Raw genomic sequence first — 25,358 nt, 5'->3', positions numbered from 1 at the left:
GGTCAGAGTGCGGTGAGATGCCCCGGCGCGGACCGTCGGTCCGGCTGTCGGGGCATCAACGCCGGTTCCGGAGAAGCCGATCGGGGCTCCAGCGCCAGTACGGCGGCCACGGGATGATCGTGGTCGTCGTACTCGTGCGTCAGGGGTACGACGGGGACCACCCGGGTCAGCAGCACCACACCCCAGGACGCGAGTCCGGCGCCCGCCAGCGCCAGGAGTATCCCGCCCGCGCCGCCCTGGAGGCGTTCGCCCAGCAGCGCGAGGCCGATCGCCGCGGCGGCCACCGGGTTCGCCAGGGTCACCACCGCGAGCGGGGCGCCGAGACCGCCCCGGTAGGCGGTCTGCGAGAGCAGCAGCCCGCCCGCCGCGAACAGCGCGACCAGCAGGGCGACTCCGACCACCTGCGCGCTGAGCAGCGGACCCGAACGGTCCGTCGCCGCGACCGTCACGGTCTGCGTGAGCGCGGAGGCGACACCCGAGGCGACACCGGACGCCGAGGCGTGCCGTAGACCGGGCTTCGCGCCGCGCCGGGCCAGCAGGCCGATCAGTGCGGATGTCGCGCCCGCGACCGCCAACGCCTGGGGAACGCTGAGTACTTGCTCGGGCTGGGGCCCGGACGCCGTGACGAGCAGCGCGGACAGGCCCAGCAGGGTCAGGGCGGTGCCTCGCCACTCGGCCGTGCTGACCCGCCGGCCGGCCACGCGGGCGCCCATGGGCACGGCGGCGACGAGGGTGAGCGCGCCCAGCGGCTGGACGACCGTCAGCGGACCGTAGTTGAGGGCCACGACGTGCAGCAGCGCGGCCGACGCGTTCAGGACGACCGTCCACCACCAGGAACCGGTGGCGAGCAGCCGCAGCATGCCCGCGTCGGAGTTGCGGGACGCGAGCCGTTCCTGCGCCACGGCGGCGGACGCGTAGGCGACGGCCGAGAACAGGGACAGGACGACGGCGACGAGAGTGGCGTTCATCGGCCGGCTCCGACGAGAACGGGCTCTTCGGGGACGAGTCGGGCCCGACCGCGGCCGGCGGTGGTCGCCGTCCGCTGCGGGGGACGGATCAGCGCGAGGGCGACGCCGAGCATGGCGGCGGCCACGATCGCGTCGAGCCAGTAGTGGTTCGCCGTGCCCACGATCACCAGCAGGGTGACCAGCGGGTGCAGCAGCCACAGCCAGCGCCGGCGGGACCGGGTCGCGACGATCAGGCCGACCGCCACCATCAGGGCCCAGCCGAAGTGCAGCGAGGGCATCGCCGCGAACTGGTTCGAGAGGTGGTCGCTGGCCGGCGGGCCGTAGACCGAGGGGCCGTAGACCTTGGCGGTGTCGACGAGGCCCGTCGCGGCCAGCATGCGCGGGGGTGCGAGGGGGAACACGAAGGGCAGTACCAGGGCGGCCGAGGTGACCGTGGCCAGGACCCGGCGGGCCCAGACGTAGTGCGCGGGGCGCCGCAGGTACATCCAGACCAGGAAGGCGACGGTGGCCGGGAAGTGGACGGTCGCGTAGAAGGTGTTCGCGAGGTGCACGAGGGTGTCGTGGTGCAGCAGCACCGACTGCACCGAGCCCTCGCCGGGGAGATGCAGGGTCCGTTCCAGGTCCCATACGCGGCGGGCGTTGTGCAGGGCCTCACCGGTGTGGCCCGTCGCCAGCTGGCGGCCGAACTTGTAGACGAGGAAGAGCCCTGCGACGAGCAGGAGCTCACGGACGAGCGGAGGCCGCGCTATCGCGCCGGTCTCCTTCTCTGCAGGCTCGGTTCGGGCATTCATCCCCCGGCCCCTTCGCTGACGGTGGTGCGTGTGGTGGTGCTGGCCGGGCTTGTGACCCTTCCGGCGGACCGAACTCATCGGTACGAGTTCGTTCCGATACGCCAGTGTACCGATACGGGAGTGTACCGATACGCCGGAGTACCGGTACACTGGCGTATCGATAGCGAAACGAGACACACTGGAGAGCGGACCCCACGGCCGCGGACCCGAGTGAGGAGAAGAGCCCATGACGTCGCAGGCTGAGGACGGACCGGACACGGTCGCCGCCTCGCGCCGCTCCAAGATCACGCCTGAGCGTGAGCGGGAGTTCTTCGACGCCGTGCTCGAACAGATCAGGGAATGCGGCTACGACTCCGTCAGCATGGAGGGCGTCGCCAGCAGCACCCGGTGCAGCAAGTCCACGCTGTACCGGCAGTGGGGGACCAAGCCCCAGTTCGTGGCCGCCGCGCTGCGCGCCAACCGCCGGGTGCACTTCACCGGCATCGACACCGGATCCCTCGCGGAGGACCTGCGGCAGGCCGCGCGGGCCGCGGGCGCCTGGTCGGCGAAGGACACCAAGCTCGTCTCGGCCCTCGGCCACGCCGTCATCCAGGACAGCGAACTCGCCCAGGCGGTCCGCGAGGCACTCGTCCACCCCGAGATCGTCGCGCTGGAGGACATCCTGCGCCGCGGCGTCGAACGCGGCGAGATCCCGGCCGACCACCCGGCCCTGCCGTACGTCCCGGCCCAGATCTTCGGCGTCCTGCGGGCCCGCCCGGTCCTGGAGGGCTGCTACGCCGACCCCGACTACCTGGTGAGATTCGTGGAGGCCGCCGTGCTCCCGGCTCTCGGTCTCACCTGAGAACCAGGCCGCCGTCCGTGGGATGACTGGACGGTGACCTGTTCGCGCCGCACCGTGGGGACGGGGGCGGCGCGCACCCCCCGGCCGGGTGGGGTTCCTCTTGAGCGGAGAGGCGCCCCACCCGGCCGACCGGTGTGCGGGGAGGATCAGATCGTCTGTCCGTCGCCGCTCGCCGAGGCCGCCTTGATGCCGGCGGTGATCTCGTCGATCACGGACAGCTTCTGCCCGACGTCGACCCCGAAGCGCACCACGACGATCTGACTGGCGCGGGCCGGCGACGGGAACGCCAGCGACTCGACGTAGCCGTCGGCGCCCTTGCTGGTGACCGCCTTCCAGCGGACGAGGTAGCCCTTCTGCCCGGCGACGGTCACGGCCTTGGAGGCGAGGACCTGGTGGGAGGTGATGCTGCCGTAGCTCGCGCCGCCGTAGGACTCCTTGGCGTTGGCGGCGATGTCCGCCTTCGCGACCGCCTCGGCCGTGGAACCCTTCGTGCCCAGCACCACCGCGGGCGCCGAGTACGCCCCGCCGTTGGTGCAGGTCTGGGAGGTGTTGCCGGGGCACTTGTAGGAGGTGTTCGACGTGACCGACGCGCCGACCTGGATGACCTGGCCGTACCAGTCGGACGGCACGGTGAAGCTGATGCCGTCGAGCGAGTCGGTCACGGTGCCGCCGGCCGCGACCTTCGGCTGCGCCGACTGGCTGGGCGCGGGCGTCGCACCGCCCGTGCCACCGGAGCCACCCGTACCGCCGGACCCGCCGAAGGGATCGCTCTGGCCGCCGGAACCGCCCGTGCCGCCCTGCCCCTCGGGGCCGCCCTGGCCGCCGAAGCCGCCCTGTCCGTTCGGCGCCTGCTGCGTCCCGGCCTGGTTGCCGTTCCCGCCGCCGTCGCCGGACAGCGCGTACGCGCCGACACCGATGGCCGCGAGGACCGCGACGGCCACCGCCACGGCTATGCCCGTGCGCAGGTTGCGGCGCGGTGCGGCCGGGGGCTGCACGGGATACGTCGGGTAGGCCCCGCCGTACGGCGGCTCCGTCGGGGGACCCCATTCGGCGGCGGACCCGGCGGGGCGGGTCTGGTCCGTCCATGCCTTGCCGTCCCACCAGCGCTCGGTGGAGGGGCCGTCATTCGTCTGCCCGGGATCGGGGTACCACCCGGGGGGAGTCACCTGCGTCATGCCCCTACCGTATGAGGCGTCGGTGAAAGGGGGATGAGAGGATCCGGTCGCAGCGCCCCCGGGCGGCGGGCGTGGTCAGCAGTACTTCTTCTTGACCGCGTAGGCGAGACTGCTCTTGGGGACCGTGGCACCGCAGCGGACGCCACCGTCCACCTCCTCGGTCCAGCTCTGTGCTTTGTCGTACTGGCCGGTCCCGTACCAGAACCTGCCCTCGCACTTGGACCGCCTCCAGTTGCCGGTGACCTTGCGGGTACCGGCGTAGAGCACGTACGTGTCGTTCTTGTTGAGGGTGTAAGTGATGCTCTCGGCGTGTTTGTTGGTGTGAGAGCCGGACACCTGGAGGTGGAGGTCGGCGCTCTCCTCCATGCTCGCGAGGACGGCTTCCTCCGTGAACTCGGCGCCAGCGGTGAATGTCACGGAGGCGCCGATCACGTAGATCTTCTCGACGCTGTACGTCTTGGTGACCGTGCCGCCCGTGCAGTTCTCGATTCGATCTTGTATTTGCCCGAGGTGCATGTGGCGATGGCTGAAGCCTGGGTCGCCGGTGCGACGACGAGCGCGGACGTCATCATGCCGGTGACGAGGGCAGCGCTGGCCCACTTCCGCGCAACTCGACGCTGGGGCAACGGATTTGAGCTGATTCACCAATTGGGCGGGAGTGTTGCGGGATTGATCGAAGACGCCCTCATTCGACCTCTCTCGACCGTTCGTCATGCCGAGGGCCCCCGCCAGTCACCCGATGAGGCAACAGCTCCCCGGACCGGCCTCCACTTCGGCATCCGGACGGCTACGCTCAAGGGTTGTACGTCGTACGGGCTACTGGGGAGGTATCGGGATGACGGAGGAACGGCCTCCGGAGGCCTCCTCGGCCTCTCTGTGGGAGCGCGACGAGGAACTCGCCGGTGTGGCGCTGGCGATCGACACCCTGCGCGCCGATCAGTCGTCCTCGGGCAGCCTGTTGATGATCCGGGGCGAGGCCGGATTCGGCAAGACGGCGCTGCTGGCGGAGGCCCGCCGCATCGCCGAGGCCCGCAACTGCACGGTCTGGCAGGCCCGTGGCGGCGAGACCCTCAAGTCCGTCCCCTTCAACGTCGTACGGCAGTTGCTGCAGCCCGCCCTGATCTCGCTGATGCCCGAGGAGGCGCGCGAGTATCTCGGCGACTGGTACGACATCGCGGGCCCCGCCCTCGGCGTCACCGAGGCGGGCGAGCGGCAGGCCGACCCGCAGGGCGTGTGCGACGGTCTGGTCGCCGCCGTGCGCCGCCTCGCCAAGCGCGACTGGCCGCTGGTCCTGATGGTCGACGACGCCCACTGGGCCGACCAGGAGACCCTGCGCTGGCTCGCCGCGTTCGCCGAACGCCTCGACGACCTGTCCGTCCTGCTCGTGGTCGCCCGCAGGCCCGGCGAGGTCAGCGGCGAGAGCGCCCGCCACCTGGAGGCGATCGCCGCCGCGGCCGGACCGCCGATCACCACCCTGAAGTGCCTCACCCCGGACGCCACCGCCGGACTCACCCACGCCACCCTCGGCCCGCACGCCGACGGCGCGTTCTGCCGCGAGGTGTGGGCCGTCACCGCGGGCAACCCGTACGAGACCGTCGAACTCCTCGCCAAGGTGCAGGACAGCGCACTCGAACCCGTCGAGGCCTCGGCCGCCGAACTGCGCGCCCTCAACCGCTCCGCGCGCGGCGGCGGACTCGTCGCCCGCCTGGACGACCTGGGCCTGGAAGCCACCCGGTTCGCCTGGGCCGCCGCCATCCTCGGTACCGGCATCTCCGTGAACCTGGTGGCCAAGCTCGCCACCATGGGCCGCGACGAGGCGGGCCGCTGCGCCGAGTTGCTCCGCAGCGCCCGCATCCTCACCTCACCCGACATCGCCGCGTCCGGGGTCGGCGTCGGCGAGCTGGAGTTCGTCCACCCGCTGATCGCCAGCGCCGTCTACGACTCCATCCCGGGCGGTGTGCGTACGGCCATGCACGGCATCGCCGCCCAGGTCGTCACCGACTCCGGGCTCGGCGCCGCCTCCGCCTCACGGCACCTCCTCCAGGTGCATCCGGACGAGGACCAGGAACTCGTCGAGCAGCTGCGCGAGGCCGCCCGGGAACACCTCTCCATCGGCGCCCCCGACGCGGCCCGTCTCTGTCTGGAGCGGGCCCTGCTGGAGCCGCCGCTCATCGACGTCCACGCGCGCGTGCTCTACGAACTGGGCTGCGCCACGCTGCTGACCGCGCCCGCTGTCACCATCGGCCATCTCCAGACCGCGCTCGGCATGCCGGGCCTCGACGGCCACGCACGCGTGGACGCCGTTGTCCGGCTCTCCCAGGCCCTGCTCCACAACGACCAGCTGGAAGAAGCCGTCCGCACGGTCGAGGCGGAGGCCGCCCGGCACGAACCGGGCGCCGCCAAGATGCGACTGCAGGCCGTGCAGTACATGTGGGAGGGCATCCACGCGGGCGAGAGCCCCGCCCCGGGACGCTCCGAGCGGCTCGCCGAACTCGCCGCCACCTGCACCGGCCGCGACAACTCCGAGCGGGCCCTGCTGATCCTGCGCGGCTTCGACGCCCTGACGCACGGCGAGAGCGCCGAGGAGGTCGTGGAACTGTCCGACCGCGCCCTCGTCAACGGCCGCCTCGCGCCGGGGCTCGGTTGGACCGACACCGAGTGGGGCCTCGAACTGCCGCTGCTGCTGGCGACCGCGTATGTCTTCACGGACCGGCTGGACCGGGCGGAGAGCCTGTACTCGGAGGCCGTGGGCGCCTACGAGAGGGCGGGCTGGAGCGGCGGCCACCTCGCTCTGGCCAAGGCGTACGTCGGGCTCGGGCACCGCAGGCGCGGCCGGTTGCGGGAGGCGGAGGTCTCCCTGCGCGAGGCGCTGGGCCTCGCCGAACGAGTAGGTCGCGGACTGCCTCTGTACTGGACGGTGGTCTGCAACCTCGTCGACACGCTGCTCGCCCGGGGCCATGTGGACGAGGCATGGGAGACCGCCGAGCGATACGGCTTCACCCCGCCGTATCCGTCGCCCATCGTGCTGCCGGACCCCCGCTGCGTGCGCGGCCGGCTGCTGCTCGCCGTCGGCCGCACGAAGGACGGCGTCAACGAACTGGAACAGGCCGCGAAGGCTGCGGCCCTGCGCGGCCACCACAACCCGGTGATGGTCCCGTGGGCCGTCGATCTCGCCAGGGCCCTCGCCGCCCAGGACCCGGCCCGCGCCGCCCAGCTCACGTCCGACGCCCGCCGCCAGGCCGAACGCTTCGGCACGGACACCGCCATCGGCGAGGCCCTGCGCTGCGCCGCCGCCCTGGAAACGGGCCAGCGCGCGGTACGCCTCGCCGCCCAGGCCGTCGCCTACCTGGAATCCTCCCCCTGCCAGTACGAACACGCGGCGGCTCGGGTGGAGTACGGCATCGCGGCGAGGTCGGTGGCGGAGATCAACAGGGGGCTGACCCTTGCGCGTTCATGCGGGGCGGACGGTCTGGTGACGCAGGCGCGGGAGGTGTTGGAGACGGGGAGGGGGTTGCGTTGAGTTGTCTTTCCCCTGAGGGCCGGTGGGGGCTGGCCGCGCAGTTCCCCGCGCCCCAAAAACATGGGCTGGCCTGCGTTCTCAAGGGGCGCGGGGCAGTATCGACATGCGGCTCCGCCGCGTGGGCGTGACCAGCCACGACGGTGCCGCAGACGAAACCCGACCGGCACCCTCACCCTCCCTCTTCGTCCAACACCCGCTGCGCCACAGCAAACGCCGAGTTGGCCGCAGGCACCCCGCAATACACCGCACTCTGCAACAACACCGCGCCGATCTCCTCCGGCGTGAGCCCATTCCGCCGAGCCGCCCGCACATGCATGGCCAACTCGTCGTAGTGCCCATGCGCGATCAACGCCGTCAGCGTGACCATGCTCCGCTCGCGCCGCGACAACGTGGGGTCGGTCCAGATCTCCCCCCACGCATACCGTGAGATGAAGTCCTGGAACCGCGCGGTGAACGCCGTCTGCCGAGCCTGCGCCCGGTCCACATGGGCGTCACCGAGCACCTCACGCCGCACCCCCATGCCGCGCCGCGCACCCCCGTCCAGATGCGCCCGCAGCGCCGTGAGGACGGCCTCCGGGCACTGCGCGGGCGCCAGATGGGCGGCACCCGGGATCTCGACGAGGGCCGACCCCGCCACCGCGTCCGCGATCTCCCGCAGATGCGCGGGCGGAGTCGCCGCATCCTCGCGCCCGGCGATCACCAGCGTCCGCGCGCCGATCTCCGGGAGCCGCTCCCGCAGGTCGTACGCGGCCAGCGCGTCACAGCACGCGGCGTACGCGGCCGGGTCGGCGTCACGCTGGTCGGCCACCAGCTCAGGCACGGTGAACCCGGGCGTGAACCAACGGGAGTCGGCGTTCTCGGCCAGCCACCCCACCCCCTCGCTCCGCACCCGCGCGGCCCGCTCCTCCCACGGCTTCGACCCGTTGAAGTGCGCCGAGGAACAGATGACGGCGAGCGACGACACCCGTTCGGGATGCTCCACCGCGAGATGCAGCCCGACCGCACCGCCCAACGACACGCCCGCGTAGGCGAATTGCCCGATCCCGAGGGAGTCGGCGAGCGCGAGCACCAGGTCGGCGAGGTCGCCGACGGTCGCCCCGGGACCGATCAGCCCGGCCGCCGAACCGCCGTGCCCGGGCAGATCCCAGCGGATCACCCGGTGGGTGATGGACAGTTCGGGCGCGACCTTGTCCCACAGGGCGTACGACGTGCCCAACGAGGGCCCCAGCAGCAGCGGGGGAGCGGAATCGGGCCCCTCGGCACGGTAGTTGAGAAGTGTCTCGGTCAACGTCGCTCCAGCGCACGGTCGGTGAGGGCTCCGGCGGAACCCGTGTAACGGGCGGGGTCGGTCAGGGCGGAGAGGTCGAGATCCTTCAACTCCGGCTCACCGGCGAGAAGTTCGGCCAACGGGCGGCCTTCGGCATACGTACGCCGGGCGACCTCCGTGAGCAGCTCCTTCGCCCGGGCCCGCCCCAGCAGCGGCGCCAGCTCGGCGGACAGCCGCTCGGAGACGATCAACCCATGGGTGAGACCGAGGTGTTCACGCATCACGTGCGGATGCACCCGCAGCCCCTCGGCCAGTTCGGCGGCATCGCGTGCCGCACCGCCGACCAGCCGCAGCAGCTCCCTGAGCGGCTCCCACTCGGCATGCCAGGCCCCGGCCGGCCGCTCGTCCTCGGCCACCAACGAGCCGTACAGGACGGCCGCGAGCTGCGGTGCCCGGCGCGCGGCGGCGGCGATCAGCGTGGACCGTACGGGATTCGCCTTGTGCGGCATCGCCGACGAACCCCCGCCGCTGCCCTCCGAGACCTCGGCGACCTCCGTACGGCACAGGACGAGCACATCGGCGGCGACCTTGCCCAGCGCTCCCGCCGCGAAGGCCAGACACCCGGCGAGATCGGCGATCGGCGTACGCAGGGTGTGCCAGGGCAACAGCGGTGCCGTCAGACCGAGTTCATGGGCGTACGTGCCCGGCAGCGCGAGCGCGTCCTCCGCGCCGTACGCCGCGAAGGCGGCCAACGTGCCCGCCGCGCCCCCGAGTTGAGCGGGCAGCCCGTCCCGTACGACACGTACCCGGTCCCGCGCGTCGAGCACCAGCGACCGCCACCCGGCGGCCTTCAGCCCGAAGGTCGTCGGTACGGCGTGCTGGGTGAGGGTCCGGCCCGGCATCGCGGTGTCGCGGTGGTCGGCGGCCAGTCGGGCCAGCGCCCGTTCCGTGCGGGCGAGGTCGCCGAGGACGAGGTCCAGGGTGCGGGTGGCGACCAGCATCGTCGCGGTGTCCATGATGTCCTGGCTGGTCGCGCCCCGGTGGACATAGGGGCCGTACTCCCCGCCGACCGCCTTCGTCAGATCCGCGACCAGCGGGATCACCGGGTTGCCGCCGCCGCGCGCGCGTTCCGCGAGGGACCGTACGTCGAAACGGTCCGCGTCGGCCGCGGCCGTCACCGCCGTCGCCGCCTCGGCGGGCGCGAGCCCCAGGGCGGCCTGGGCGCGGGTGAGCGCGGCCTCCGCGTCGAGCAGCGCCCGCAGATAGGCGGTGTCGCCGGTCGCGGACGCGGCGGGGGAGCCGGCCCACCCGGGGGCGAGCAGGCCGGTGTCCGACGGGTCGGCAGCTGTCACTGGAACTCCAGGAAGACCGTTTCGCCTTCGCCCTGAAGGCGGATGTCGAAACGGTATGTGCCCCTGCCGTCGTCCTGCGCGATCAGCGTGTCGCGCCGCGCCGGGTCCAGCCCGGACAGCAGCGGGTCGGCGGCGAGCGCGGCCTCGTCGCCCGGTAGGTAGATCCGGGTGAACAGGTGCACCAGCAGCCCGCGCGCGAACACGCACGCGCTCAGGTACGGGGCGCTCCGCCCGCGCGCACCCGGCCGTAGCGTCCGCGCGTACCAGTGACCGTTGGCGTCGGTCTGGATGCGGCCCCAGCCGGTGAACTCCACGCCGTTGCGGCCGAGATAGCCGCCACTGGCCGGGTCGCGCCGGATCGAGCCGTCGGTGGTGGACACGTTGCCGTCGGGGTCGGGACCCCACAACTCCACGAAGGCGTCCGGCAGCGGATTGCCCTCGCCGTCGTAGACGTATCCCTGGACGGTGATCGTGTCCGGGTGGCCGACGGGCGCGATGTCACCGCCGCCGGGGAACGGCAGCGCGTAGCCGTAGAACGGGCCGACCGTGTGCGAAGGGGTCGGCAGTACGGACTCCGGGCGGCTCGTGTCGATCTTCGTCATGGCGGTCAGCGTCCTTCTTCGATCCAGGTGGCGTGCGGGCCGTCGAGCACGATGTCCCAGTGGTAGCCCATCGAGAACTCGGGCACGGACAGACTGTGGTCGTAGGTCGCGACGAGGCGCTGCCGGGCCGCGTCGTCCGTCACCGACTGGATGATCGGGTCGTAGGGGAAGAGAGGGTCGCTGGGGAAGTACATCTGCGTCACGAGCCGCTGCGTGAACGCCGTGCCGAACATCGAGAAGTGGATGTGGGCCGGACGCCAGGCGTTGACGTGGTTGCGCCACGGGTAGGGGCCCGGCTGGACGGTGGTGAAGTGGTAGCCGCCGTCGTGGTCGGTCAACGTGCGGCCGACGCCGGTGAAGTTGGGGTCCAGCGGGGCGTCGTGCTGCTCGCGCTGGTGCGCGTAGCGGCCGGCCGAGTTCGCCTGCCAGATCTCCACCAACTGCCCGCGGACCGGCCGCCCGTCCCGGTCCAACAGCCGCCCGGAGACGGTGATCCGCTCGCCGATCGGCTCCCCGTGGTGCTGCCGGGTCAGGTCGTTGTCGATCTCCGTGATGTCCCGTTCGCCGAAGGCGGGCGAGGCCAGCTCCACCAGCTCCGGGTCCTTGGAGACGTCGATGGTGACCGGCGGCTGCTGGGGGTGGCGCAGCAGAGAGGAGCGGTACGGGGCGTAGTCGCGGCGCGGGTGGTGCTCGACGGGCGCGCCGTCGGCGACGCGCTTCTCGTACGTCGCGTGCTCGGCCGCTATTTCGAGGTCGATGTCGTGCTGGGTGAGAGCCATGGGGGGTTCCTACCGTTCGAGGACGAGGGCGAGGCCCTGGCCCACGCCGATGCAGAGGGTGGCGACGCCAACTCCTGTTCCCTTGCGGGCGAGTTGGTGGGCGACGGTACCGGCGAGCCGGGCACCGGAGGCGCCGAGGGGGTGACCGAGGGCGATGGCGCCGCCCTGCGGGTTGAGGATCGCCGGGTCGAACTCGGGCCATTCGGCGACGCATCCGAGGACCTGCGCGGCGAACGCCTCGTTCAGCTCCAGGACTGACAGGTCGTCAAATCCCTTGCCCGCCTTGGCCAGTGCGCGGTTGACGGCTTCGACGGGGGCGAGTCCGAAGTAGTCCGGGTCGAGCGCGTGCACTCCGGTCGCGGACACGCGGGCGAGGGGCTGACGGCCGGTGGCCCTGAGACCCTCCTCGTCGACCAGGAGCAGGGCTGCGGCACCGTCGTTGAGCGGCGAGGCGTTGCCCGCGGTGACGGTCCCGTTCTCGGTGCGGAAGGAGGGCTTGAGCCTGGCCATCGCCGCGAGGGAGGCGTCCGGTCGTACGCATTCGTCGGCGGCGAAGGCGACCGGGTCGCCCTTGCGCTGCGGGACCGGGACCGGGATGATCTCGCCGTCGAAGAGGCCCGCGGCCTGTGCGTCGGCCGCCTTCTTGTGGCTGGCGAGCGCGAACTCGTCCTGCTGTGCACGGCTGATCTTGTGCTTGTCGGCGATGAGTTCGGCCGACTCGCCGAGCGGGATGGTCCACTGCGGGTCCATCCTCGGGTTGGTCATGCGCCAGCCGAGCGTGGTCGAGTACAGCTCGGTGTGTCCGGCGGGGAAGGGACGGTCCGACTTGGGTAGGACGTACGGCGCCCGGGTCATGGACTCCACCCCGCCCGCCACGGCGATGGAGGCGTCCCCGACCGCGATCGCGCGGGCCGCCTGGATGACGGCTTCGAGGCCGGAGGCGCAGAGCCGGTTGACGGTCACGCCCGGCACGGAGGTGGGCAGACCGGCGAGGAGAGTGGCCATGCGGGCGACGTTCCGGTTCTCCTCGCCGGCGCCGTTGGCGTTGCCGAAGTAGACGTCCTCGATGCGGGCCGGGTCCAAATCCGGGGTGCGGGCGAGGAGTTCACGGATCGCGTGGGCGGCCAGGTCGTCGGGGCGGACGGAGGCGAGACCTCCGCTGTACTTCCCGAACGGGGTGCGGACGGCGTCGACGATGTAAACCGGGTTCACAGCAGGCCTTCCGTGACGATGAGTTTCGCGTCGGTCTTGGCGACGATCTCCTCGACGCCCACACCCGGCGCGGTCTCGGTCAACACCAGACCTTCGGGTGTCACGTCGATCACGCCGAGATCGGTGATGACTCGGTTCACACACGCTTTGCCTGTGAGCGGCAGCGCGCACTCCGCGAGGATCTTCGGGGAGCCGTCCTTGGCCACATGCGTCATCACGACGATGACCGTGCGGGCGCCGTGCACGAGGTCCATCGCCCCGCCGATGCCGGTGATCATCTTGCCGGGGATCGCCCAGTTCGCCAGGTCGCCCCCGGCCGACACCTGCATCGCGCCCAGCACGGCGACGTCTATGTGACCGCCCCGGATCATCCCGAAGGAGAGCGCCGAGTCGAAGAACGACGCGCCCGGCAAGACCGTCACGGTCTCCTTGCCGGCGTTGATCAGATCCGGGTCGACCTGGTCCTCGGTGGGATAGGGGCCGGTGCCCAGGATGCCGTTCTCGGATTCGAGGATCACCTCGACGCCCGGTGGGAGGTAGTTGGGGATCAGGGTCGGCAGACCGATGCCGAGATTGACGTACTGCCCGTCTGTGAGTTCGCGGGCCGCGCGGGCCGCCATCTCTTCCCGTGTCCAGGCCATCAGCCGCTCACCGTCACTGTCCGCTGCTCGATCCGCTTGTCGGCGGCCTGCTCGGGGGTGAGGGCCACCACCCGCTGCACGAAGATCCCGGGCAGGTGCACCGCGTCCGGGTCGATCTCGCCGGGCTCGACCAGTTCCTCGACCTCGGCGATCGTGACCTTGCCGGCCATCGCCGCGAGGGGGTTGAAGTTGCGGGTCGCCTTGTTGAAGACCAGGTTGCCGTGCCGGTCGCCCTTGGCGGCGCGGACGAGGGCGAAGTCGGTGCGGATGCCGCGCTCCAGGACGTACTCGGTGCCGTCGAACTCCCGCACCTCCTTCGGCGGCGAGGCGAGAGTGACGCCGCCGGAGCCGTCGTAGCGCCAGGGCAGTCCGCCCTCGGCGACCTGGGTGCCGACGCCCGCCGGGGTGTAGAAGGCGGGAATGCCCGCGCCGCCCGCGCGCAGTCGCTCCGCGAGGGTGCCCTGGGGGATCATCTCGACCTCCAGTTCCCCGGAGAGGTACTGGCGGGCGAACTCCTTGTTCGCGCCGATGTAGGAGCCGGTCACCCGGGCGATCCGTCCGGCGGAGAGGAGGACGGCGAGGCCGGACTCCATCGCCCCGCAGTTGTTGGAGACCACGCCCAGGCCGGTCGTCCCGCGCTCGTAGAGGGCCTGGATCAGCACGTTTGGCACACCGCTCAGCCCGAAGCCGCCGACCGCGAGCGTCGCTCCGTCCGGCACATCGGCCACGGCCTCGTCGGCCGCGGCGACCACCTTGTCCATCCGTGAAGCTCCGTCCCGTTCGAGCGCCCGGTCAGCTTTAGTCAGGGCACTGAGCATTTCGGTGAAGTTTCCTTCACGCTGCCACTGTGGCGGCTTTCCGTCAAGACCTCGGAGAAGTACGAGGTCAAGCCGGTGCAGAAGACTGGACTCGGCCGGAGATCCTCCGGGTATCGTTCAGTGCACGGATGAATACGACTTCGGGAGGGCACATGGCCGCGGTGGACCTCACCACCCACCCCGGGCACCTCGCCCGGCGACTGCAGCAGGCGCACTACCTGCTGTGGAACACGATGGTCTCCGAGGAGATCACCTCGCCGCAGTTCGCGGTGCTCAACGCGCTCGTCGACGAGCCGGGGCTCGACCAGCGCACGGTGGGGGAGCGGGTGGGCCTCGACCGGTCGACCATCGCCGAGGTGATCAGCCGGCTGAGCCGGCGCGGGCTGCTCGACAAGGTGCGCGATCAGCAGGACGGCCGCCGCTTCCTGCTGCGCCTCACCGACGACGGCACGCGCACCCACCGCAAGCTGATCGTGCGCACGGCCCGGATGAACCAGCTCTTCCTCGCCCCGCTCTCCGCCGACGAACAGACCGTCTTCTTCGACCTCATCCAACGGGTCTCGGACGCGGCGGAGGGGCTCCGCAATCCCGGGGAGCCCCTCACCGCCCACCGTTGACCCCTGGCCAGTCCCGACGTCAGGCCTTCGCGAACACCACCCAGACCTGGCCCTTCGCGAAGTTCACCGGTGTTCCGTCCGACGTGGTGAACTCCGTTCCGTCCGTGGCCTTCTGCCGCTTCCAGTCGACGCTGTACGTACGACCGTCCCGCAGGACGTCCGCCTTCCCGGAGCCGACCGTCGTGGTGTAGGGCGTGTTGTTGCCGAGGACGTCGTGGTAGGCGGACCTGCGGATCTTCACGTACTGGATGACGACCGTCGCCGGGGCCACCCGCTTGCCGCTGGTCGTCACGGTGGGCGTGCCGTCCTCGGTGACCAGCCAGCGGTGCGTGCTCCCGGACCAGGTGAAGGTGAAGCGGGCCGCCGGATAGCGCACGGTGCGGGAGGCAGTGGGCTTTCCGCCGGCGGGGGCGGTGCCGTAGCGGAAACCCGTGGTCAGGGCCGCCGCGCCCGGGGCCGAGGAGAGCAGCTTGTTCGGGTGGAGGTAGAGGTTGTGCGGGGCGGACTTGGTGACACCCCGGTAGTAGGCACTGGCCACCTCGTCGGGTGACGCCGATCGCAGCGGGGCCTTGGCGATCAGCGGCAGGAGTTTGTGCTGCGCCCCCGAGAAGGCGAGCGTGGGGTCGTCGAACTGACGTAGCAGCTCCAGGTCGGAGACGCGGGCGCTGCGCACCGGTCCGACGGACGGGGGCAGCTTGGTGGCGAACACCGCCATCAGTCGGCTCAGTCCGCCCTCGACCTGCTCCGCGTACACGATGTCCGCCGAGTCCAGGCCCGTCTGCGGGCGGGCGGCGGGCACATTGTCGATCTTCACCGCGAGCACCGGACCGGCGGCGGGGGCGACCGTGCCGCCGGCGCTCGGGCTCTGCGTGGGGGACTGGCTCCGTCCGCGTCCGTCGTCGACGGGGCCGCCGTGATGTGCCGTGCAGCCCACCGCCACGGAGGCCGTCATCGTGACGGCCAGCAGCGTCGCTCTCGTCGCGCCGCGCCGCCGGGGTGCCCGCTGTCCCATGCCCACCGTTGCCACCAAGTCTGTGTTTTTGATTGTGCTCTTATAAGTTCATTGATGGCCATACCCGCTCGGTTGTGTTTGTGCGCGTCGAATGGGCCGATCGGCCCACGGGAAGATCCGGAAGCGTTCAGTCCGAAGGTCCGAGGATCTCCGCGAGGTCGTAGCCGACCGGCTCCTCCAGCTGTGCGTACGTGCAGCTCCCGGACGTGCGGTCGGGGCGCCAGCGGCGGAAGCGCGCCGTGTGGCGGAAGCGCGCGCCGTTCTCCATGTGGTCGTACGCCACTTCGGCCACCCGATCCGGCCGGAGCGGCACCCAGGAGAGGTCCTTCTTGCCCGACCAGCGGCTCGGCGCACCCGGCAGCCGTGCCGTCTCATGGGCGGATTCCTCCGCCCAGGCCGCCCACGGATGCCCGGTCGGGTCGTCCATGCGCAGCGGCTCCAGCTCCTCGATCAGCTCGGCGCGCCGCTTCATGGTGAAGGCGGCGGACACGCCGACGTGTTGCAGCGCGCCCCGCTCGTCGTGGAGGCCGAGAAGGAGCGAACCCACGACGGGGCCGCTCTTGTGGAGGCGGTAGCCCGCGACGACGACATCCGCGGTCCGCTCGTGCTTGATCTTGTACATGGCGCGCTCGTCCTGCCGGTAGCGCAGATCGAGCGGCTTCGCCACGACACCGTCGAGCCCGGCGCCCTCGTACTGCTCGAACCAGCGCCGTGCCACCTCGATGTCGGTGGTCGCGGGCGCGAGATGCACGGGCGCGGTCGCCTCCGACAGTGCCTGCGCGAGCAGCGCCCTGCGGTCGCCGAGCGGTACGTCCAGCAGCGACTCGTCGGCCAGGGCCAGCAGGTCGAAGGCGACGAAGGAGGCCGGGGTCCGCTCGGCCAGCGTCCGCACCCGCGACGCGGCCGGATGGATGCGCTCGGTCAGCGCGTCGAAGTCGAGCCGCCCCTCCCGGGCGATCACGATCTCCCCGTCCAGCACACAACGCTCCGGCACCCGCTCCTTCAGCGCCTCGACCAGCTCGGGAAAGTACCTGGTCAACGGCTTTCCGGTACGGCTGCCCAGCTCGATCTCGGCGCCGTCGCGGAACACGATCGCCCGGAAGCCGTCCCACTTCGCCTCGTAGTGCATGTCCGGCGGAATCCTCGCCACCGACTTGGCGAGCATCGGTTTCACGGGCGGCATCACCGGCAGATCCATGGTTCCGATTGTGCTCTCGCGCGTGGCTTATCGCCCGGTATGCAATGTTTGGGCGGCGGGCCTACCGTGGCTCGCATGGGCGAAGCGGTGGAACTGGAGGCGGGCGGCCGGACCGTACGGTTGTCCAGCCCCGACAAGATCTTCTTCCCGGAGCGCGGCTTCACCAAGCTGGACCTCGCCCGGTACTACATCGCGGTCGGCCCCGGAATCCTGCGCGCCCTGCGCGACCGCCCCACCACCCTGGAGCGCTGTCCGGACGGCGTCGAGGGCGAGAACTTCTTCCAGAAACGGGCGCCCAAGAACATGCCCGACTGGATCCCGACCGCCCACATCACCTTCCCCAGCGGACGCAGCGCCGACGAGATGTGCCCCACCGAGGAGGCCGCCGTCCTGTGGGCCGCTCAGTACGGCACACTCACCTTCCACCCCTGGCCCGTGCGCCGCGCCGACGTCGACAGCCCCGACGAACTCCGCATCGACCTCGACCCGCAGCCCGGCACCGACTACGACGACGCGGTCCGCGCCGCCCACGAACTGCGCGCCGTACTCGACGAGTTCGGCGGTCTGAAGGGCTTCCCCAAGACCTCCGGCGGACGTGGCCTGCACGTCTTCGTACCCATCGAACCCCACTGGACCTTCACCCAGGTCCGCCGCGCGGCCATCGCCGTAGGCCGCGAACTGGAGCGCCGGATGCCCGATCAGGTGACGATCAAGTGGTGGAAGGAGGAACGCGGCGAGCGCATCTTCGTCGACTACAACCAGACCGCCCGCGACCGCACCATCGCCTCCGCCTATTCCGTACGACCCCGCCCGCACGCCCCCGTCTCGGCGCCCCTGCGCTGGGACGAGGTCGGTACCGCGCACCCCCGTGACTTCGACCTCGCGACCATGCCGGCCCGTTTCGCCGAACTCGGCGACGTGCACGCCGACATGGACGACCACCGCTACTCCCTCGACGCCCTCCTCGAACTCGCCCGCCGCGACGAACACGACCACGGGCTGGGCGATCTGCCGTACCCGCCGGAGTATCCGAAGATGCCGGGGGAGCCGAAGAGGGTGCAGCCGAGCAGGGCGAAGAAGGACCCCGAGGGATCTTGAACGGATGACCCGCCTGCTGACGCGAAGGGATCTCGGCGCCCTGTTGGAACCCGCGGCCTGCCTGGCCGCGTTGCGCGACGGCTTCCTCGCCACGGGGCCGGCGACCGCGGTCCCGGGCCAACGGATGTGCGCCGGCCTCCCGTTCCCGGGCACGGCCACCGCCGTTGTCCCCGGCATCGAGGCCTACACGGTGAGGGTCAAGGCCAAGTTCCCCGACGCGCGGCCCGCGTTGAGGGGGGTGATCTGCCTGCACAGCGGCACGAACGGCGAGTTGCTCGCCCTGCTGGACTCGGCGACGGTGACCGCGTGGCGTACGGGACTGGCGGCGGCCCTGGGCACCCACGTTCTGGCGAGCCCGGGGGAGGGCGCGGTGGTGGGGGTGATCGGCGCGGGGGCGCAGGCCGAGTTGATGGTGCGGGGGCTGGGCGCGCTGCGGTCGTACGGTGAACTCCTCGTCCACGACACGGACTTCGACCGCGCGACCGAGTTCGCCCTACGGTACGGCGGCCGGGTGCTCGGCTCCGCGACGGAGATGGCCTCGGCCGCGGACATCGTCCTGCTGGCGACCTGGTCCCGCACGCCGCTGCTGTCCCTCGCGGACACCCGGCCGGGACAACACCTCACCAGCCTGGGCGCCGACGAGCCCGGCAGACGGGAACTCGCCGCCGATCTGCTCGACGCGGCGCTGGTCGTCGTCGACGACCGTCAACTGGTCGCTTCCGTGGGCGCGTTGACCCCGGCGGACATCGACACCACGCTGGGCGACGTACTGCGCGGCACCCATCCGGGACGGGCCGACGCGACCACCCGTTCCGTCTACGCTCCGGTCGGGCCGCCCTGGCAGGACCTGGCGCTCGCATGGCTGGCGTACCGGCGGGCGGAGCGGGACGGGGTCGGGCGGCGGGTGAATCTGCTGGGGTGACCCAGGGGATCCTGTCGTGTTGGGAGCGCTCTCACCATGGGGTTCCGCCGCGGCTATCCTGATCCGCAGCATCGAGGAGGGGTCCAGAAGTGACCGAGACAGCAGCGCGTCCCACGTTGGAGGCCGTGGCCGCGCGGGCGGGGGTGTCGCGGGCCACCGTGTCCCGGGTGGTCAACGGCGGGGACGGGGTGCGGGAGACGCTCGTCGAGCGGGTGCGGCAGGCCGTGGAGGAACTCGGGTACGTCCCCAACCAGGCGGCCCGGAGCCTGGTGACGAAGCGGCACGACGCCATCGCCGTGGTGATCGCCGAACCGGAGACCCGCGTCTTCGCCGATCCCTTCTTCGCCATGCAACTCAGGGGAATCAGCAAGGAGTTGACCGCCCACGACTCCCAACTCGTGCTGCTCCTCACGGAAGGACGCGACGACCACGCCCGCGTCGGCCGCTATCTCGCCGGCGGCCATGTGGACGGCGCGCTCGTCTTCTCCCTGCACCTCGACGACCCGCTGCCCGGACTGATCCAACGGGCGGGCGTCCCCACGGTGTTCGGCGGCCGGCCGTGCTGGAGCGAGGGGACGCCCAGCTCCGGACCCACGGTGTACGTCGACTGCGACAACCGGGGCGGCGCCCGCGAGGCCGTACGGCATCTCGTCGGACTCGGCCGCACCAGGATCGCGCACATCACCGGCGCGCTCGACCAGACCTCGGCGGTGGACCGGCTCGACGGGTTCCGGGACGTCATGGTCGACGTGGATCCGCGGCTGATCGTGGAGAGCGACTTCACGCCGGGCGGCGGGGAGCGCGCGATGCGGGAACTCCTGCACCGCTGCCCGGACGTGGACGCCGTGTTCGCCGCCAACGACCTCACCGCCTACGGCGCCCTGAAGGTGCTGCGCGAGGAGGGGCTGCGGGTGCCCGAGGACGTGGCCGTGATCGGCTTCGACGACATGCTTCCGGTCGCCGAGCAGACCGATCCACCGCTCACGACGGTCCGTCAGGAGATAGAGGAGATGGGCCGGTTGATGGCCCGCCTGCTGCTGCGCGGCCTCGACCGCCGGGCCACCCGCGAGGGCATCGGAGGCGCGCCGTCCAGCGTGATCCTGCCGACCACACTGGTCCACCGCGCCTCCGCGTAGACCTGCCCCGGCGCCGGGGCTCCGTCAGCCCTGTGGCGGCTCGCTCTTGATGATCGCGAAGCGGGCGCCGTGCGGGTCGGTGAGCTGGGCCATGCGGCCGACGCCCGCCATGCTCGCGGCGGGCACGGCGACCCTGCCACCCGTCTCCACCGCCTTGGCCACCGTGGCGTCCACGTCGGCCACCTCGAAGTACGCCAGCCAGTACGCCCCCGAGGCCGCCCCGGTCGCGTCGAAGTCGAGCGGGACGATACCGCCGAACATCGCGTCCTCACCGGCGCCGGCCGGGTTGAGGCAGGTGTAGTCACCGTCCGGCATGGGAGCGGCCGAGGTCTCCAGACCGAGCGAGGCCTGGTAGAACGCGGCTGCCGCGGCGATGTCCGGCGTGTACAGCTCGACCCAGGTCAGCGAACCGGGGTCGCCCGCCACGTCGACACCCTTGGTCCGGCCCGGCTGCCAGACGCCGAACGCCGCGCCCGCCGGGTCCCTGAGGATCGCCATGTGTCCCTCGCCCATCACGTCCATGGGCTGGAACAGGACCGCGCCGTGCGCCTGTTCCACCGCCTTGGCCGTGGCCTCCGCGTCCGGGCTCTGGAAGTACACGGTCCAGGCCGACGAGTCGTGCTCCGGGGGCAGTGGCATGCCGCCGGCGACGGTCTTCCCGTCCAGTTGGAAGAAGCCGTAGCCGCCGGCCTCGGGTCCCGCCGACTGGAAGTGCCAGCCGAAGAGACCGCCGTAGAAGGAGATGGCGCCGTCGATGTCGGGGGAGCCGACATCCAGCCAGTTCGGAGCGCCGTTGACGAAACGGGTGGTGAGCATTGTTGCCCTCCTCATTGAAGGGTCCCGTTCTCTGCACTGCCGAGTCTTGCACCGCCCACTGACAATCGCCGCCGGAGTGGCGCGGTGAGTCGGCCCGACCGCTTTGTTCACCCTCGGTGACCGCGGAAGTTCTCCGTGTTTTCGTTCGGTTCCGCGCGCCGCCGTGCGCCGGTGCGGGCGCGGCGCCACCATCGGGGTGGCCGGAGGCCCCGGAACGCGGCGTTGATCCCGCGTTGATCGAACGTTTTTCGCCGGACGGCACGATCCTGCCCATGCACATCGACACGGTCACCTCGCCCGACCTGGACTGGCAGCAGGAGGCGTTGTGCGCTCAGACCGGGGCGGACTTCTTCTTCCCCGAGCCCGGCAGTTCCGTCAGGGAAGCGAAGCGGATCTGCGGCATGTGCCCGATCCGCTCCGCCTGCCTGGAGTTCGCCCTCGACAACGACGAACGCTTCGGCGTGTGGGGCGGCCTCTCCGAGAAGGAGCGCCTGGAGATCAGACGCGGCTCGCGCTGAACAGGGCCGCCTGATCGCCCGCCTGAACAGGGTCGTTTATTCAGTGCGGCCCGCGCGCGGGCGTGCGGTGAGGATCCGGGGGCGCACCCGGGCGTAGCGCAGAGGCAGGCGCTCGTCTTGGCAAGACGAACACATCGGTTCGAATCCGATCCCCGGGCTGCGTTCGGGGGCCCTGCAGAGCAGAGGCAGACTCGCCACCCTCTCAAGGTGGATACGCCGGTTCGCATCCGGCCGGGGCCCCACTCCAGGGCACGGCCGGGGCGGGAATCGATGACTGACGAGGGCGGGATCACCGAGGCGGAACTGGCGGCCTTCCACCACGCGGTGGGCAGGCTGCGGGAGCTGCCCGTCGACGATCCGGTGCGCCAGCGCGCGGAACAGGTCGCCGCGTCCTTCGCGCGGGACGGGCGGCTGCGGCGCCGCAAGGCCCGCGGCGCCGACCTGTCCGCGGCCGACGCGGCGGTGATGGCGGTGATGGCGACGGGCGCGGTGGACCGGCGCGAGGACGCCCCGCTGGGCCCGGCGGGCGAGCCGACTCATACGGACTCCGGGGGTGTCTACCGCAAGCCGCGCGGCTGCTACGTCTGCAAGTCGCCCTATCGACAGGTGGATTCCTTCTACCACCGACTGTGTCCCGACTGCGCCGCCGACAACTCCGCGCGCCGGGCGCTGAGTACGGATCTGGGCGGGCGGCGGGTGCTGCTCACCGGCGGTCGGGTGAAGATCGGGTTCCAGTTGGCGCTGATGATGCTGCGGGACGGCGCGGAGGTGCTGGTCACCTTGCGGTTCCCGCACGATGCCGTGCGCCGGTTCCGCGCGGAGCCCGGCAGCGGCAAGTGGCTTGACCGGCTGACGGTGCTCGCGGTCGACCTCCGCGACCCGCGCCAAGTACTGGGCCTGTGCGAGGAGTTGCGGCAGGCGGGCGAACCGCTCGACATCCTCGTCAACAACGCCGCGCAGACCGTACGACGCCCTCCCCAGTCGTACGCGCTGTTGGCCGCCGGGGAGCGCGACGCACTGCCCGAGGGGGCGCGGCAGGCGCCGGGCTTCACACCGATGCGGATGCTCGCGGGCGGGGCCCCGGCGCTGCCCGTCGTCCTGCGCGAGGCCGACGAGGCCGGTCTGCTGCCCGACCCGTCCCCGGAGAACTCCTGGTCGGCTCGGCTCGGCGCCCTCGACCCGGCCGAGGTCCTGGAGACCCAACTCGTCAACGCGCTCGCCCCCGCCCTGCTCGCCGTCGGCAACGGACGTCGGATCGAGCGTCTCTTCGTCGGTGGCAACCCGCTCGGCGCGGAGGGCGCGATGCCCCTCGCCGCCGTCGTCGCGGCGGGCGCCGTCGACGAACTCTACGTATCCGCCGCCCGGTTGGGGGACGCGGGCGCCCTCCGTCTGGCCGATGCCCTGGAGCGGGCTCCGTACGGACGGCTCACGCGGCTGTCCGTCGCCAGCAACGGTATCGGCCCGCAGGCCGCGGCGCGGCTGGTGGCGGTGGCCACCGCAGCCGGGGTCGCTCTGCTGGACCTCGGCCGTGTCCGGGCGGCGGCGGTGCTGGGCGCGGCCGACAACCACGTCGATCTGCGCGCCGCCGAGACCATCGCCCAGGCACTCGTGGGCGCCCAGCACCGACTCACCCATCTCGTCCTGTCCCACACCGGGATGCGCAGCCGCGAGGCCCACCGCCTCCTCGACACGGCACCCCGCGCGCTCACCCCCACCCGCTTCGTCCTCGGCCAGGGAATCGCCGCCGGCATCAAGCGCCGCCTGGAGTCCCTCACCGCGCACATCCCCGCACCACCGCTCGCCCCCGACGTGGCCGCCGTACGCAGCGTGCACCGCACGGCGCGGCCGGGGGAGGCCCAGGGGCTGTCCGACAATTCCCGCCTGCCCCGCGACGCCGTGCACGCTCCCCCACTGCCTTGAGGGCGTGGGAGGTCCCCCCACTCGCCGCGCCGGGGGAGCACGCGCCTCCTCCCGCGACACGAGCTGTCCCGGACCGGGCCGCGGCGCGAGAGCATCGGGTCCTGGCCGAGGGCCGCGAGCAGCGCGCCCCGCTTCTTCGGGTACACCAGCCGCTCGCCGTCGCGCAGTCTCGAGCCGAGGACGTCGACGAGCCAGTGCTGCCACCAGTCGACCGTACGCGTGCGTGCCGTCTCGCCGCGCAGTACGCCCGCGCCCAGGTTCCCCCAGATCCGGGCGGCCCGCGCGGAGCCGTCCTCCGTACGACCCATCAGGTCGAGCAACTCCCGCTCCGCGCCCGCGTGTCCGCGCCGGGCAGACAGCAGGGAGTTCAGCAGCGCGGACGACGCCACCGCGTCCACGGTCTCCTGGTCGGCCGGTACACCGCCGTCCGGCAACAGGTGCACGCACAGGCGCCGTTCCGGGACCGGAGGGTGCCGCATCCGCTTCAGCTCGCCGTAGACCTTCATGTCGGTCGCGGTGAACTCCTCGTACGGGACCGGCTCCAGGCCGTGCGCGGTGAGGTCCTCGTGGTACAGGGCGTGGATCTTCCGTGGGTCGATGCCGGTCGGGCGGCCGTCCAGGAGGGGCAGTTCGGGGCGGTCGAGGCGGATCAGGGCGACATGGTTGATGGAGACCTCGGTGGCCAGCTCGAACACCGGGTCGTCGCGCAGCTCGGGGTCGGCGAACAGGTGGCGCTGCAGCAGGTGCCGGGCCTCGTGGAACAGCACGAACTTCACGCCGTCCAGGCCGAGTCGGACGAAGAAGTCGGGGTTGAAGAGCAGCAGGCAGGAGCCGTCGCCGGAGGCGACCACGGCCGCCGTGCCCACCGCCGTGGTCGGGATCTGGTGAGGGCACTTCGCGTACAGCCAGGACGCCACCGCCGACTCGGTCAGCCCGAAGTCCAGCAGCGCGGCCTCCTTCAGCCGCCGCGCCTCGGCGACCGTCGCCGGGTCCGCCGGCCGGTACCGCTCCAGCGCCCTGCGGTCGGCCGGATCGACCACAGGGGTACGTCGACCCCGCTCCCCGTACGCCATCCCACGCCCCCCGCGCCGCAGTTCCTCCAGTGCCTCATGGGTACCAGGCTCCACTGACAACGGGCCAAGGCATTACGCTCTGGCCCCAAGGGCGGGGCCGTAGCGCAGAGGCAGGCGCACTGGTCTCCAGAACCGGAAACACGCTGGTTCGAATCCAGCCGCCCCGCCCCCCTCACGCGATGGCGCCCGCCGTCACCATCAGCTCCACCGCGTTCCCGTGGAACGTGTCGATCAGCTGCGCCAGCACCGCCCAGGCGTCCTCGCGGTCGGCCAAGTGGTCGCGCACGAGCGGTCGTAGCGCGTCCTCGGCCTCGGCCACGCGCGCGGGGAACAGCAGTTGTCCTGTGGAGAGCACCTTCAGTACGTGGGAGCCGGGGCCCCAGGAGGTCGCGTAGTCGGCGGGGCCGTCCAGCACGCCGGCCTGTTCCACCCGGTGGGTGAACTTGCGGTGGGTGCCGAACCGGGCGCGCAGCGCGGGCGGACAGTCCGGTCGTATCGCCAGTGCCCAGCGCGCGTAGCCGGGCAGCGGGCGGTCCAGGTCCGCCTCGGTGACCGCCTGCCAGTCGGAGCGTTCCAGGACCATGGACGCGGCTGTCCGCGCGTCCCGCATGGAGTTGCCCTCGCGCAGGGCGCCGACCAGGCCGAGGCGGGTGAAGCTCTCGGGGGCCGGCGGTTCTTCCTCGCCCCGCAGGCTCTTGACGACGGTCAACGGGCCGTTGCGCGCGGGGCCGAACGGCACACCGCGCGTGATGGCGCGCCGCATCGCGCTGTCCGCGGAGACGTGCTGCCGGACCCACCGGTTCAGGTCCGGATCGTCCTCCTCCAGAACCCACAACAGCACGGAGGACGGCACCGCCGTCCTCACCCATGCCCAGACCAGACCAGACCAGACCAGACCAGACCAGAGCGTCGCGCCGGGCCTTGAGGGTTCCCTCGTCCTGCGGCTCCGGCAGCCCGATCCGCCGCCGTACCCGCTCGGCGTCCCCGCTGTCGATCAGGCCCAGCAGAAAGTCGACCGCCGCCCCTGACGTGCTGTTCTCACGCGTGGCCGCATGCTGCCGCAGCCGGGCCGCCGCCCGCAC

The 25,358-nt window shown here is 71.7% G+C and carries 23 protein-coding genes, 3 tRNA genes and 1 pseudogene; 11 read left to right on the top strand and 16 right to left on the bottom strand.

Features of this window, described 5'->3' with window-relative positions; translation table 11 throughout:
- Nucleotides 1-2: 2 nt before the first annotated feature.
- Complete coding sequence (locus ACIQBL_RS13255; protein ID WP_401940401.1) at nucleotides 3-968, bottom strand: hypothetical protein; 966 nt, start codon at nucleotides 966-968, stop codon at nucleotides 3-5.
- On the bottom strand, nucleotides 965-1,759 hold the full coding sequence (locus tag ACIQBL_RS13250) for a phosphatase PAP2 family protein (protein ID WP_401940398.1): 795 nt from the start codon (nucleotides 1,757-1,759) through the stop codon (nucleotides 965-967). Before ACIQBL_RS13250 ends, ACIQBL_RS13255 begins: the two co-directional genes overlap by 4 nt.
- A gap of 226 nt (nucleotides 1,760-1,985) precedes the next feature.
- Here ACIQBL_RS13250 and ACIQBL_RS13245 point away from each other — a divergent pair, with 226 nt between their 5' ends.
- On the top strand, nucleotides 1,986-2,600 hold the full coding sequence (locus ACIQBL_RS13245; protein WP_401940395.1) for a TetR/AcrR family transcriptional regulator: 615 nt from the start codon (nucleotides 1,986-1,988) through the stop codon (nucleotides 2,598-2,600).
- 146 nt (nucleotides 2,601-2,746) lie between these two features.
- Here the strand turns inward: ACIQBL_RS13245 and ACIQBL_RS13240 are convergent, their stop codons facing one another.
- Complete coding sequence (locus tag ACIQBL_RS13240) at nucleotides 2,747-3,775, bottom strand: DUF2510 domain-containing protein (RefSeq protein ID WP_401940392.1); 1,029 nt, start codon at nucleotides 3,773-3,775, stop codon at nucleotides 2,747-2,749.
- A 75-nt stretch (nucleotides 3,776-3,850) separates the two neighbouring features.
- Entirely contained in the window at nucleotides 3,851-4,291 is a 441-nt protein-coding gene (locus tag ACIQBL_RS13235; RefSeq protein WP_401940390.1) for a hypothetical protein, read from the bottom strand.
- A 319-nt stretch (nucleotides 4,292-4,610) separates the two neighbouring features.
- On the opposite strand from ACIQBL_RS13235, the gene ACIQBL_RS13230 reads away from it, so the two are divergent.
- On the top strand, nucleotides 4,611-7,295 hold the full coding sequence (locus tag ACIQBL_RS13230) for an ATP-binding protein (RefSeq protein WP_401940387.1): 2,685 nt from the start codon (nucleotides 4,611-4,613) through the stop codon (nucleotides 7,293-7,295).
- Between the two features lie 169 nt (nucleotides 7,296-7,464).
- Here the strand turns inward: ACIQBL_RS13230 and pcaD are convergent, their stop codons facing one another.
- Genes pcaD through ACIQBL_RS13195 form a run of 7 tightly spaced genes read right to left on the bottom strand, consistent with a single transcriptional unit; the run spans nucleotide 7,465 to nucleotide 13,909 of the window.
- Nucleotides 7,465-8,583: a 3-oxoadipate enol-lactonase gene (gene pcaD, locus ACIQBL_RS13225; protein ID WP_401940384.1), complete on the bottom strand. Its 1,119-nt coding sequence runs from the start codon at nucleotides 8,581-8,583 to the stop codon at nucleotides 7,465-7,467.
- Nucleotides 8,580-9,914: a 3-carboxy-cis,cis-muconate cycloisomerase gene (pcaB, locus tag ACIQBL_RS13220; protein ID WP_401940381.1), complete on the bottom strand. Its 1,335-nt coding sequence runs from the start codon at nucleotides 9,912-9,914 to the stop codon at nucleotides 8,580-8,582. The genes pcaD and pcaB overlap by 4 nt, the downstream gene beginning before the upstream one ends.
- Nucleotides 9,911-10,516 carry a protocatechuate 3,4-dioxygenase subunit alpha gene (gene pcaG / locus ACIQBL_RS13215; protein WP_401940379.1) on the bottom strand — a complete coding sequence of 202 codons (606 nt, stop codon included), beginning with the start codon at nucleotides 10,514-10,516 and terminating at the stop codon, nucleotides 9,911-9,913. The genes pcaB and pcaG overlap by 4 nt, the downstream gene beginning before the upstream one ends.
- A 5-nt stretch (nucleotides 10,517-10,521) precedes the next feature.
- The gene (gene pcaH / locus ACIQBL_RS13210; protein ID WP_401940377.1) at nucleotides 10,522-11,295 is read right to left on the bottom strand and encodes a protocatechuate 3,4-dioxygenase subunit beta; all 774 of its coding nucleotides are present in this window, start codon (nucleotides 11,293-11,295) and stop codon (nucleotides 10,522-10,524) included.
- Between the two features lie 9 nt (nucleotides 11,296-11,304).
- Nucleotides 11,305-12,507, bottom strand: coding sequence for a thiolase family protein (locus ACIQBL_RS13205; RefSeq protein WP_401940375.1), 1,203 nt, complete (start codon nucleotides 12,505-12,507; stop codon nucleotides 11,305-11,307).
- Nucleotides 12,504-13,148: a CoA transferase subunit B gene (locus tag ACIQBL_RS13200; RefSeq protein ID WP_401940373.1), complete on the bottom strand. Its 645-nt coding sequence runs from the start codon at nucleotides 13,146-13,148 to the stop codon at nucleotides 12,504-12,506. Before ACIQBL_RS13200 ends, ACIQBL_RS13205 begins: the two co-directional genes overlap by 4 nt.
- Entirely contained in the window at nucleotides 13,148-13,909 is a 762-nt protein-coding gene (locus ACIQBL_RS13195; protein ID WP_401940370.1) for a CoA transferase subunit A, read from the bottom strand. The genes ACIQBL_RS13200 and ACIQBL_RS13195 overlap by 1 nt, the downstream gene beginning before the upstream one ends.
- 209 nt (nucleotides 13,910-14,118) lie before the next feature.
- On the opposite strand from ACIQBL_RS13195, the gene ACIQBL_RS13190 reads away from it, so the two are divergent.
- A complete protein-coding gene (locus ACIQBL_RS13190) occupies nucleotides 14,119-14,583 on the top strand; it encodes a MarR family winged helix-turn-helix transcriptional regulator (RefSeq protein ID WP_401940367.1) in 465 nt (154 codons plus the stop codon).
- A 19-nt stretch (nucleotides 14,584-14,602) separates the two neighbouring features.
- Here the strand turns inward: ACIQBL_RS13190 and ACIQBL_RS13185 are convergent, their stop codons facing one another.
- Together ACIQBL_RS13185 and ACIQBL_RS13180 are read right to left on the bottom strand one after the other, a co-directional pair.
- Complete coding sequence (locus ACIQBL_RS13185) at nucleotides 14,603-15,595, bottom strand: DUF3048 domain-containing protein (RefSeq protein ID WP_401940365.1); 993 nt, start codon at nucleotides 15,593-15,595, stop codon at nucleotides 14,603-14,605.
- 127 nt (nucleotides 15,596-15,722) lie between these two features.
- Nucleotides 15,723-16,793 carry an ATP-dependent DNA ligase gene (locus tag ACIQBL_RS13180; RefSeq protein ID WP_401940360.1) on the bottom strand — a complete coding sequence of 357 codons (1,071 nt, stop codon included), beginning with the start codon at nucleotides 16,791-16,793 and terminating at the stop codon, nucleotides 15,723-15,725.
- A 75-nt stretch (nucleotides 16,794-16,868) separates the two neighbouring features.
- Between ACIQBL_RS13180 and ligD the strand changes: the two genes are divergently transcribed.
- From ligD to ACIQBL_RS13165, 3 genes are all read left to right on the top strand, one after another.
- Nucleotides 16,869-17,891 carry a non-homologous end-joining DNA ligase gene (gene ligD, locus ACIQBL_RS13175; protein WP_401940357.1) on the top strand — a complete coding sequence of 341 codons (1,023 nt, stop codon included), beginning with the start codon at nucleotides 16,869-16,871 and terminating at the stop codon, nucleotides 17,889-17,891.
- A gap of 4 nt (nucleotides 17,892-17,895) precedes the next feature.
- A complete protein-coding gene (locus ACIQBL_RS13170; RefSeq protein WP_401940356.1) occupies nucleotides 17,896-18,813 on the top strand; it encodes an ornithine cyclodeaminase family protein in 918 nt (305 codons plus the stop codon).
- A gap of 89 nt (nucleotides 18,814-18,902) precedes the next feature.
- The gene (locus ACIQBL_RS13165; RefSeq protein WP_401940353.1) at nucleotides 18,903-19,949 is read left to right on the top strand and encodes a LacI family DNA-binding transcriptional regulator; all 1,047 of its coding nucleotides are present in this window, start codon (nucleotides 18,903-18,905) and stop codon (nucleotides 19,947-19,949) included.
- A gap of 24 nt (nucleotides 19,950-19,973) precedes the next feature.
- Here ACIQBL_RS13165 and ACIQBL_RS13160 read toward each other — a convergent pair whose 3' ends face one another.
- Nucleotides 19,974-20,765 (bottom strand): VOC family protein, encoded by a 792-nt coding sequence (locus tag ACIQBL_RS13160; protein ID WP_401940350.1) that lies wholly within the window; start codon nucleotides 20,763-20,765, stop codon nucleotides 19,974-19,976.
- Nucleotides 20,766-21,037: 272 nt separating this feature from the next.
- Here ACIQBL_RS13160 and ACIQBL_RS13155 point away from each other — a divergent pair, with 272 nt between their 5' ends.
- From ACIQBL_RS13155 to ACIQBL_RS13140, 4 genes are all read left to right on the top strand, one after another.
- Nucleotides 21,038-21,283, top strand: coding sequence for a WhiB family transcriptional regulator (locus ACIQBL_RS13155; protein ID WP_401940347.1), 246 nt, complete (start codon nucleotides 21,038-21,040; stop codon nucleotides 21,281-21,283).
- A gap of 86 nt (nucleotides 21,284-21,369) precedes the next feature.
- Nucleotides 21,370-21,441, top strand: a tRNA-Ala gene (locus tag ACIQBL_RS13150).
- A 10-nt stretch (nucleotides 21,442-21,451) separates the two neighbouring features.
- A tRNA-Glu gene (locus tag ACIQBL_RS13145) sits at nucleotides 21,452-21,523 on the top strand.
- Nucleotides 21,524-21,553: 30 nt separating this feature from the next.
- Nucleotides 21,554-23,203, top strand: coding sequence for an SDR family NAD(P)-dependent oxidoreductase (locus tag ACIQBL_RS13140; protein WP_401940346.1), 1,650 nt, complete (start codon nucleotides 21,554-21,556; stop codon nucleotides 23,201-23,203).
- A gap of 716 nt (nucleotides 23,204-23,919) precedes the next feature.
- Here the strand turns inward: ACIQBL_RS13140 and ACIQBL_RS13135 are convergent.
- Nucleotides 23,920-24,276 (bottom strand): annotated as a pseudogene (locus ACIQBL_RS13135) (hypothetical protein); the annotation flags it as partial.
- Between the two features lie 91 nt (nucleotides 24,277-24,367).
- Here ACIQBL_RS13135 and ACIQBL_RS13130 point away from each other — a divergent pair.
- A tRNA-Trp gene (locus ACIQBL_RS13130) sits at nucleotides 24,368-24,444 on the top strand.
- Nucleotides 24,445-24,448: 4 nt separating this feature from the next.
- Here the strand turns inward: ACIQBL_RS13130 and ACIQBL_RS13125 are convergent.
- Nucleotides 24,449-25,129, bottom strand: a complete 681-nt coding sequence (locus ACIQBL_RS13125; protein WP_401940344.1) for a hypothetical protein — start codon at nucleotides 25,127-25,129, stop codon at nucleotides 24,449-24,451.
- Nucleotides 25,130-25,358 lie beyond the last annotated feature (229 nt).

The organism is Streptomyces sp. NPDC088350 (genome assembly GCF_044753545.1).
GTDB lineage: Bacteria > Actinomycetota > Actinomycetes > Streptomycetales > Streptomycetaceae > Streptomyces.
Note: the sequence above shows the minus strand (reverse complement) of the source record. Positions and strands in the feature narration are given on the sequence as shown.

What these genes read in the sequence shown, in the direction of transcription:
- ACIQBL_RS13255 (WP_401940401.1), bottom strand. Translation starts at nt 968, where the DNA reads ATGAACGCCACTCTCGTCGCCGTCGTCCTGTCCCTGTTCTCGGCCGTC.
- ACIQBL_RS13250 (WP_401940398.1), bottom strand. Translation starts at nt 1,759, where the DNA reads ATGAATGCCCGAACCGAGCCTGCAGAGAAGGAGACCGGCGCGATAGCG.
- ACIQBL_RS13245 (WP_401940395.1), top strand. Translation starts at nt 1,986, where the DNA reads ATGACGTCGCAGGCTGAGGACGGACCGGACACGGTCGCCGCCTCGCGC.
- ACIQBL_RS13240 (WP_401940392.1), bottom strand. Translation starts at nt 3,775, where the DNA reads ATGACGCAGGTGACTCCCCCCGGGTGGTACCCCGATCCCGGGCAGACG.
- ACIQBL_RS13235 (WP_401940390.1), bottom strand. Translation starts at nt 4,291, where the DNA reads ATGCACCTCGGGCAAATACAAGATCGAATCGAGAACTGCACGGGCGGC.
- ACIQBL_RS13230 (WP_401940387.1), top strand. Translation starts at nt 4,611, where the DNA reads ATGACGGAGGAACGGCCTCCGGAGGCCTCCTCGGCCTCTCTGTGGGAG.
- pcaG (WP_401940379.1), bottom strand. Translation starts at nt 10,516, where the DNA reads ATGACGAAGATCGACACGAGCCGCCCGGAGTCCGTACTGCCGACCCCT.
- pcaH (WP_401940377.1), bottom strand. Translation starts at nt 11,295, where the DNA reads ATGGCTCTCACCCAGCACGACATCGACCTCGAAATAGCGGCCGAGCAC.
- ACIQBL_RS13200 (WP_401940373.1), bottom strand. Translation starts at nt 13,148, where the DNA reads ATGGCCTGGACACGGGAAGAGATGGCGGCCCGCGCGGCCCGCGAACTC.
- ACIQBL_RS13195 (WP_401940370.1), bottom strand. Translation starts at nt 13,909, where the DNA reads ATGGACAAGGTGGTCGCCGCGGCCGACGAGGCCGTGGCCGATGTGCCG.
- ACIQBL_RS13190 (WP_401940367.1), top strand. Translation starts at nt 14,119, where the DNA reads ATGGCCGCGGTGGACCTCACCACCCACCCCGGGCACCTCGCCCGGCGA.
- ACIQBL_RS13185 (WP_401940365.1), bottom strand. Translation starts at nt 15,595, where the DNA reads ATGGGACAGCGGGCACCCCGGCGGCGCGGCGCGACGAGAGCGACGCTG.
- ACIQBL_RS13180 (WP_401940360.1), bottom strand. Translation starts at nt 16,793, where the DNA reads ATGGATCTGCCGGTGATGCCGCCCGTGAAACCGATGCTCGCCAAGTCG.
- ligD (WP_401940357.1), top strand. Translation starts at nt 16,869, where the DNA reads ATGGGCGAAGCGGTGGAACTGGAGGCGGGCGGCCGGACCGTACGGTTG.
- ACIQBL_RS13170 (WP_401940356.1), top strand. Translation starts at nt 17,896, where the DNA reads ATGACCCGCCTGCTGACGCGAAGGGATCTCGGCGCCCTGTTGGAACCC.
- ACIQBL_RS13160 (WP_401940350.1), bottom strand. Translation starts at nt 20,765, where the DNA reads ATGCTCACCACCCGTTTCGTCAACGGCGCTCCGAACTGGCTGGATGTC.
- ACIQBL_RS13155 (WP_401940347.1), top strand. Translation starts at nt 21,038, where the DNA reads ATGCACATCGACACGGTCACCTCGCCCGACCTGGACTGGCAGCAGGAG.
- ACIQBL_RS13140 (WP_401940346.1), top strand. Translation starts at nt 21,554, where the DNA reads ATGACTGACGAGGGCGGGATCACCGAGGCGGAACTGGCGGCCTTCCAC.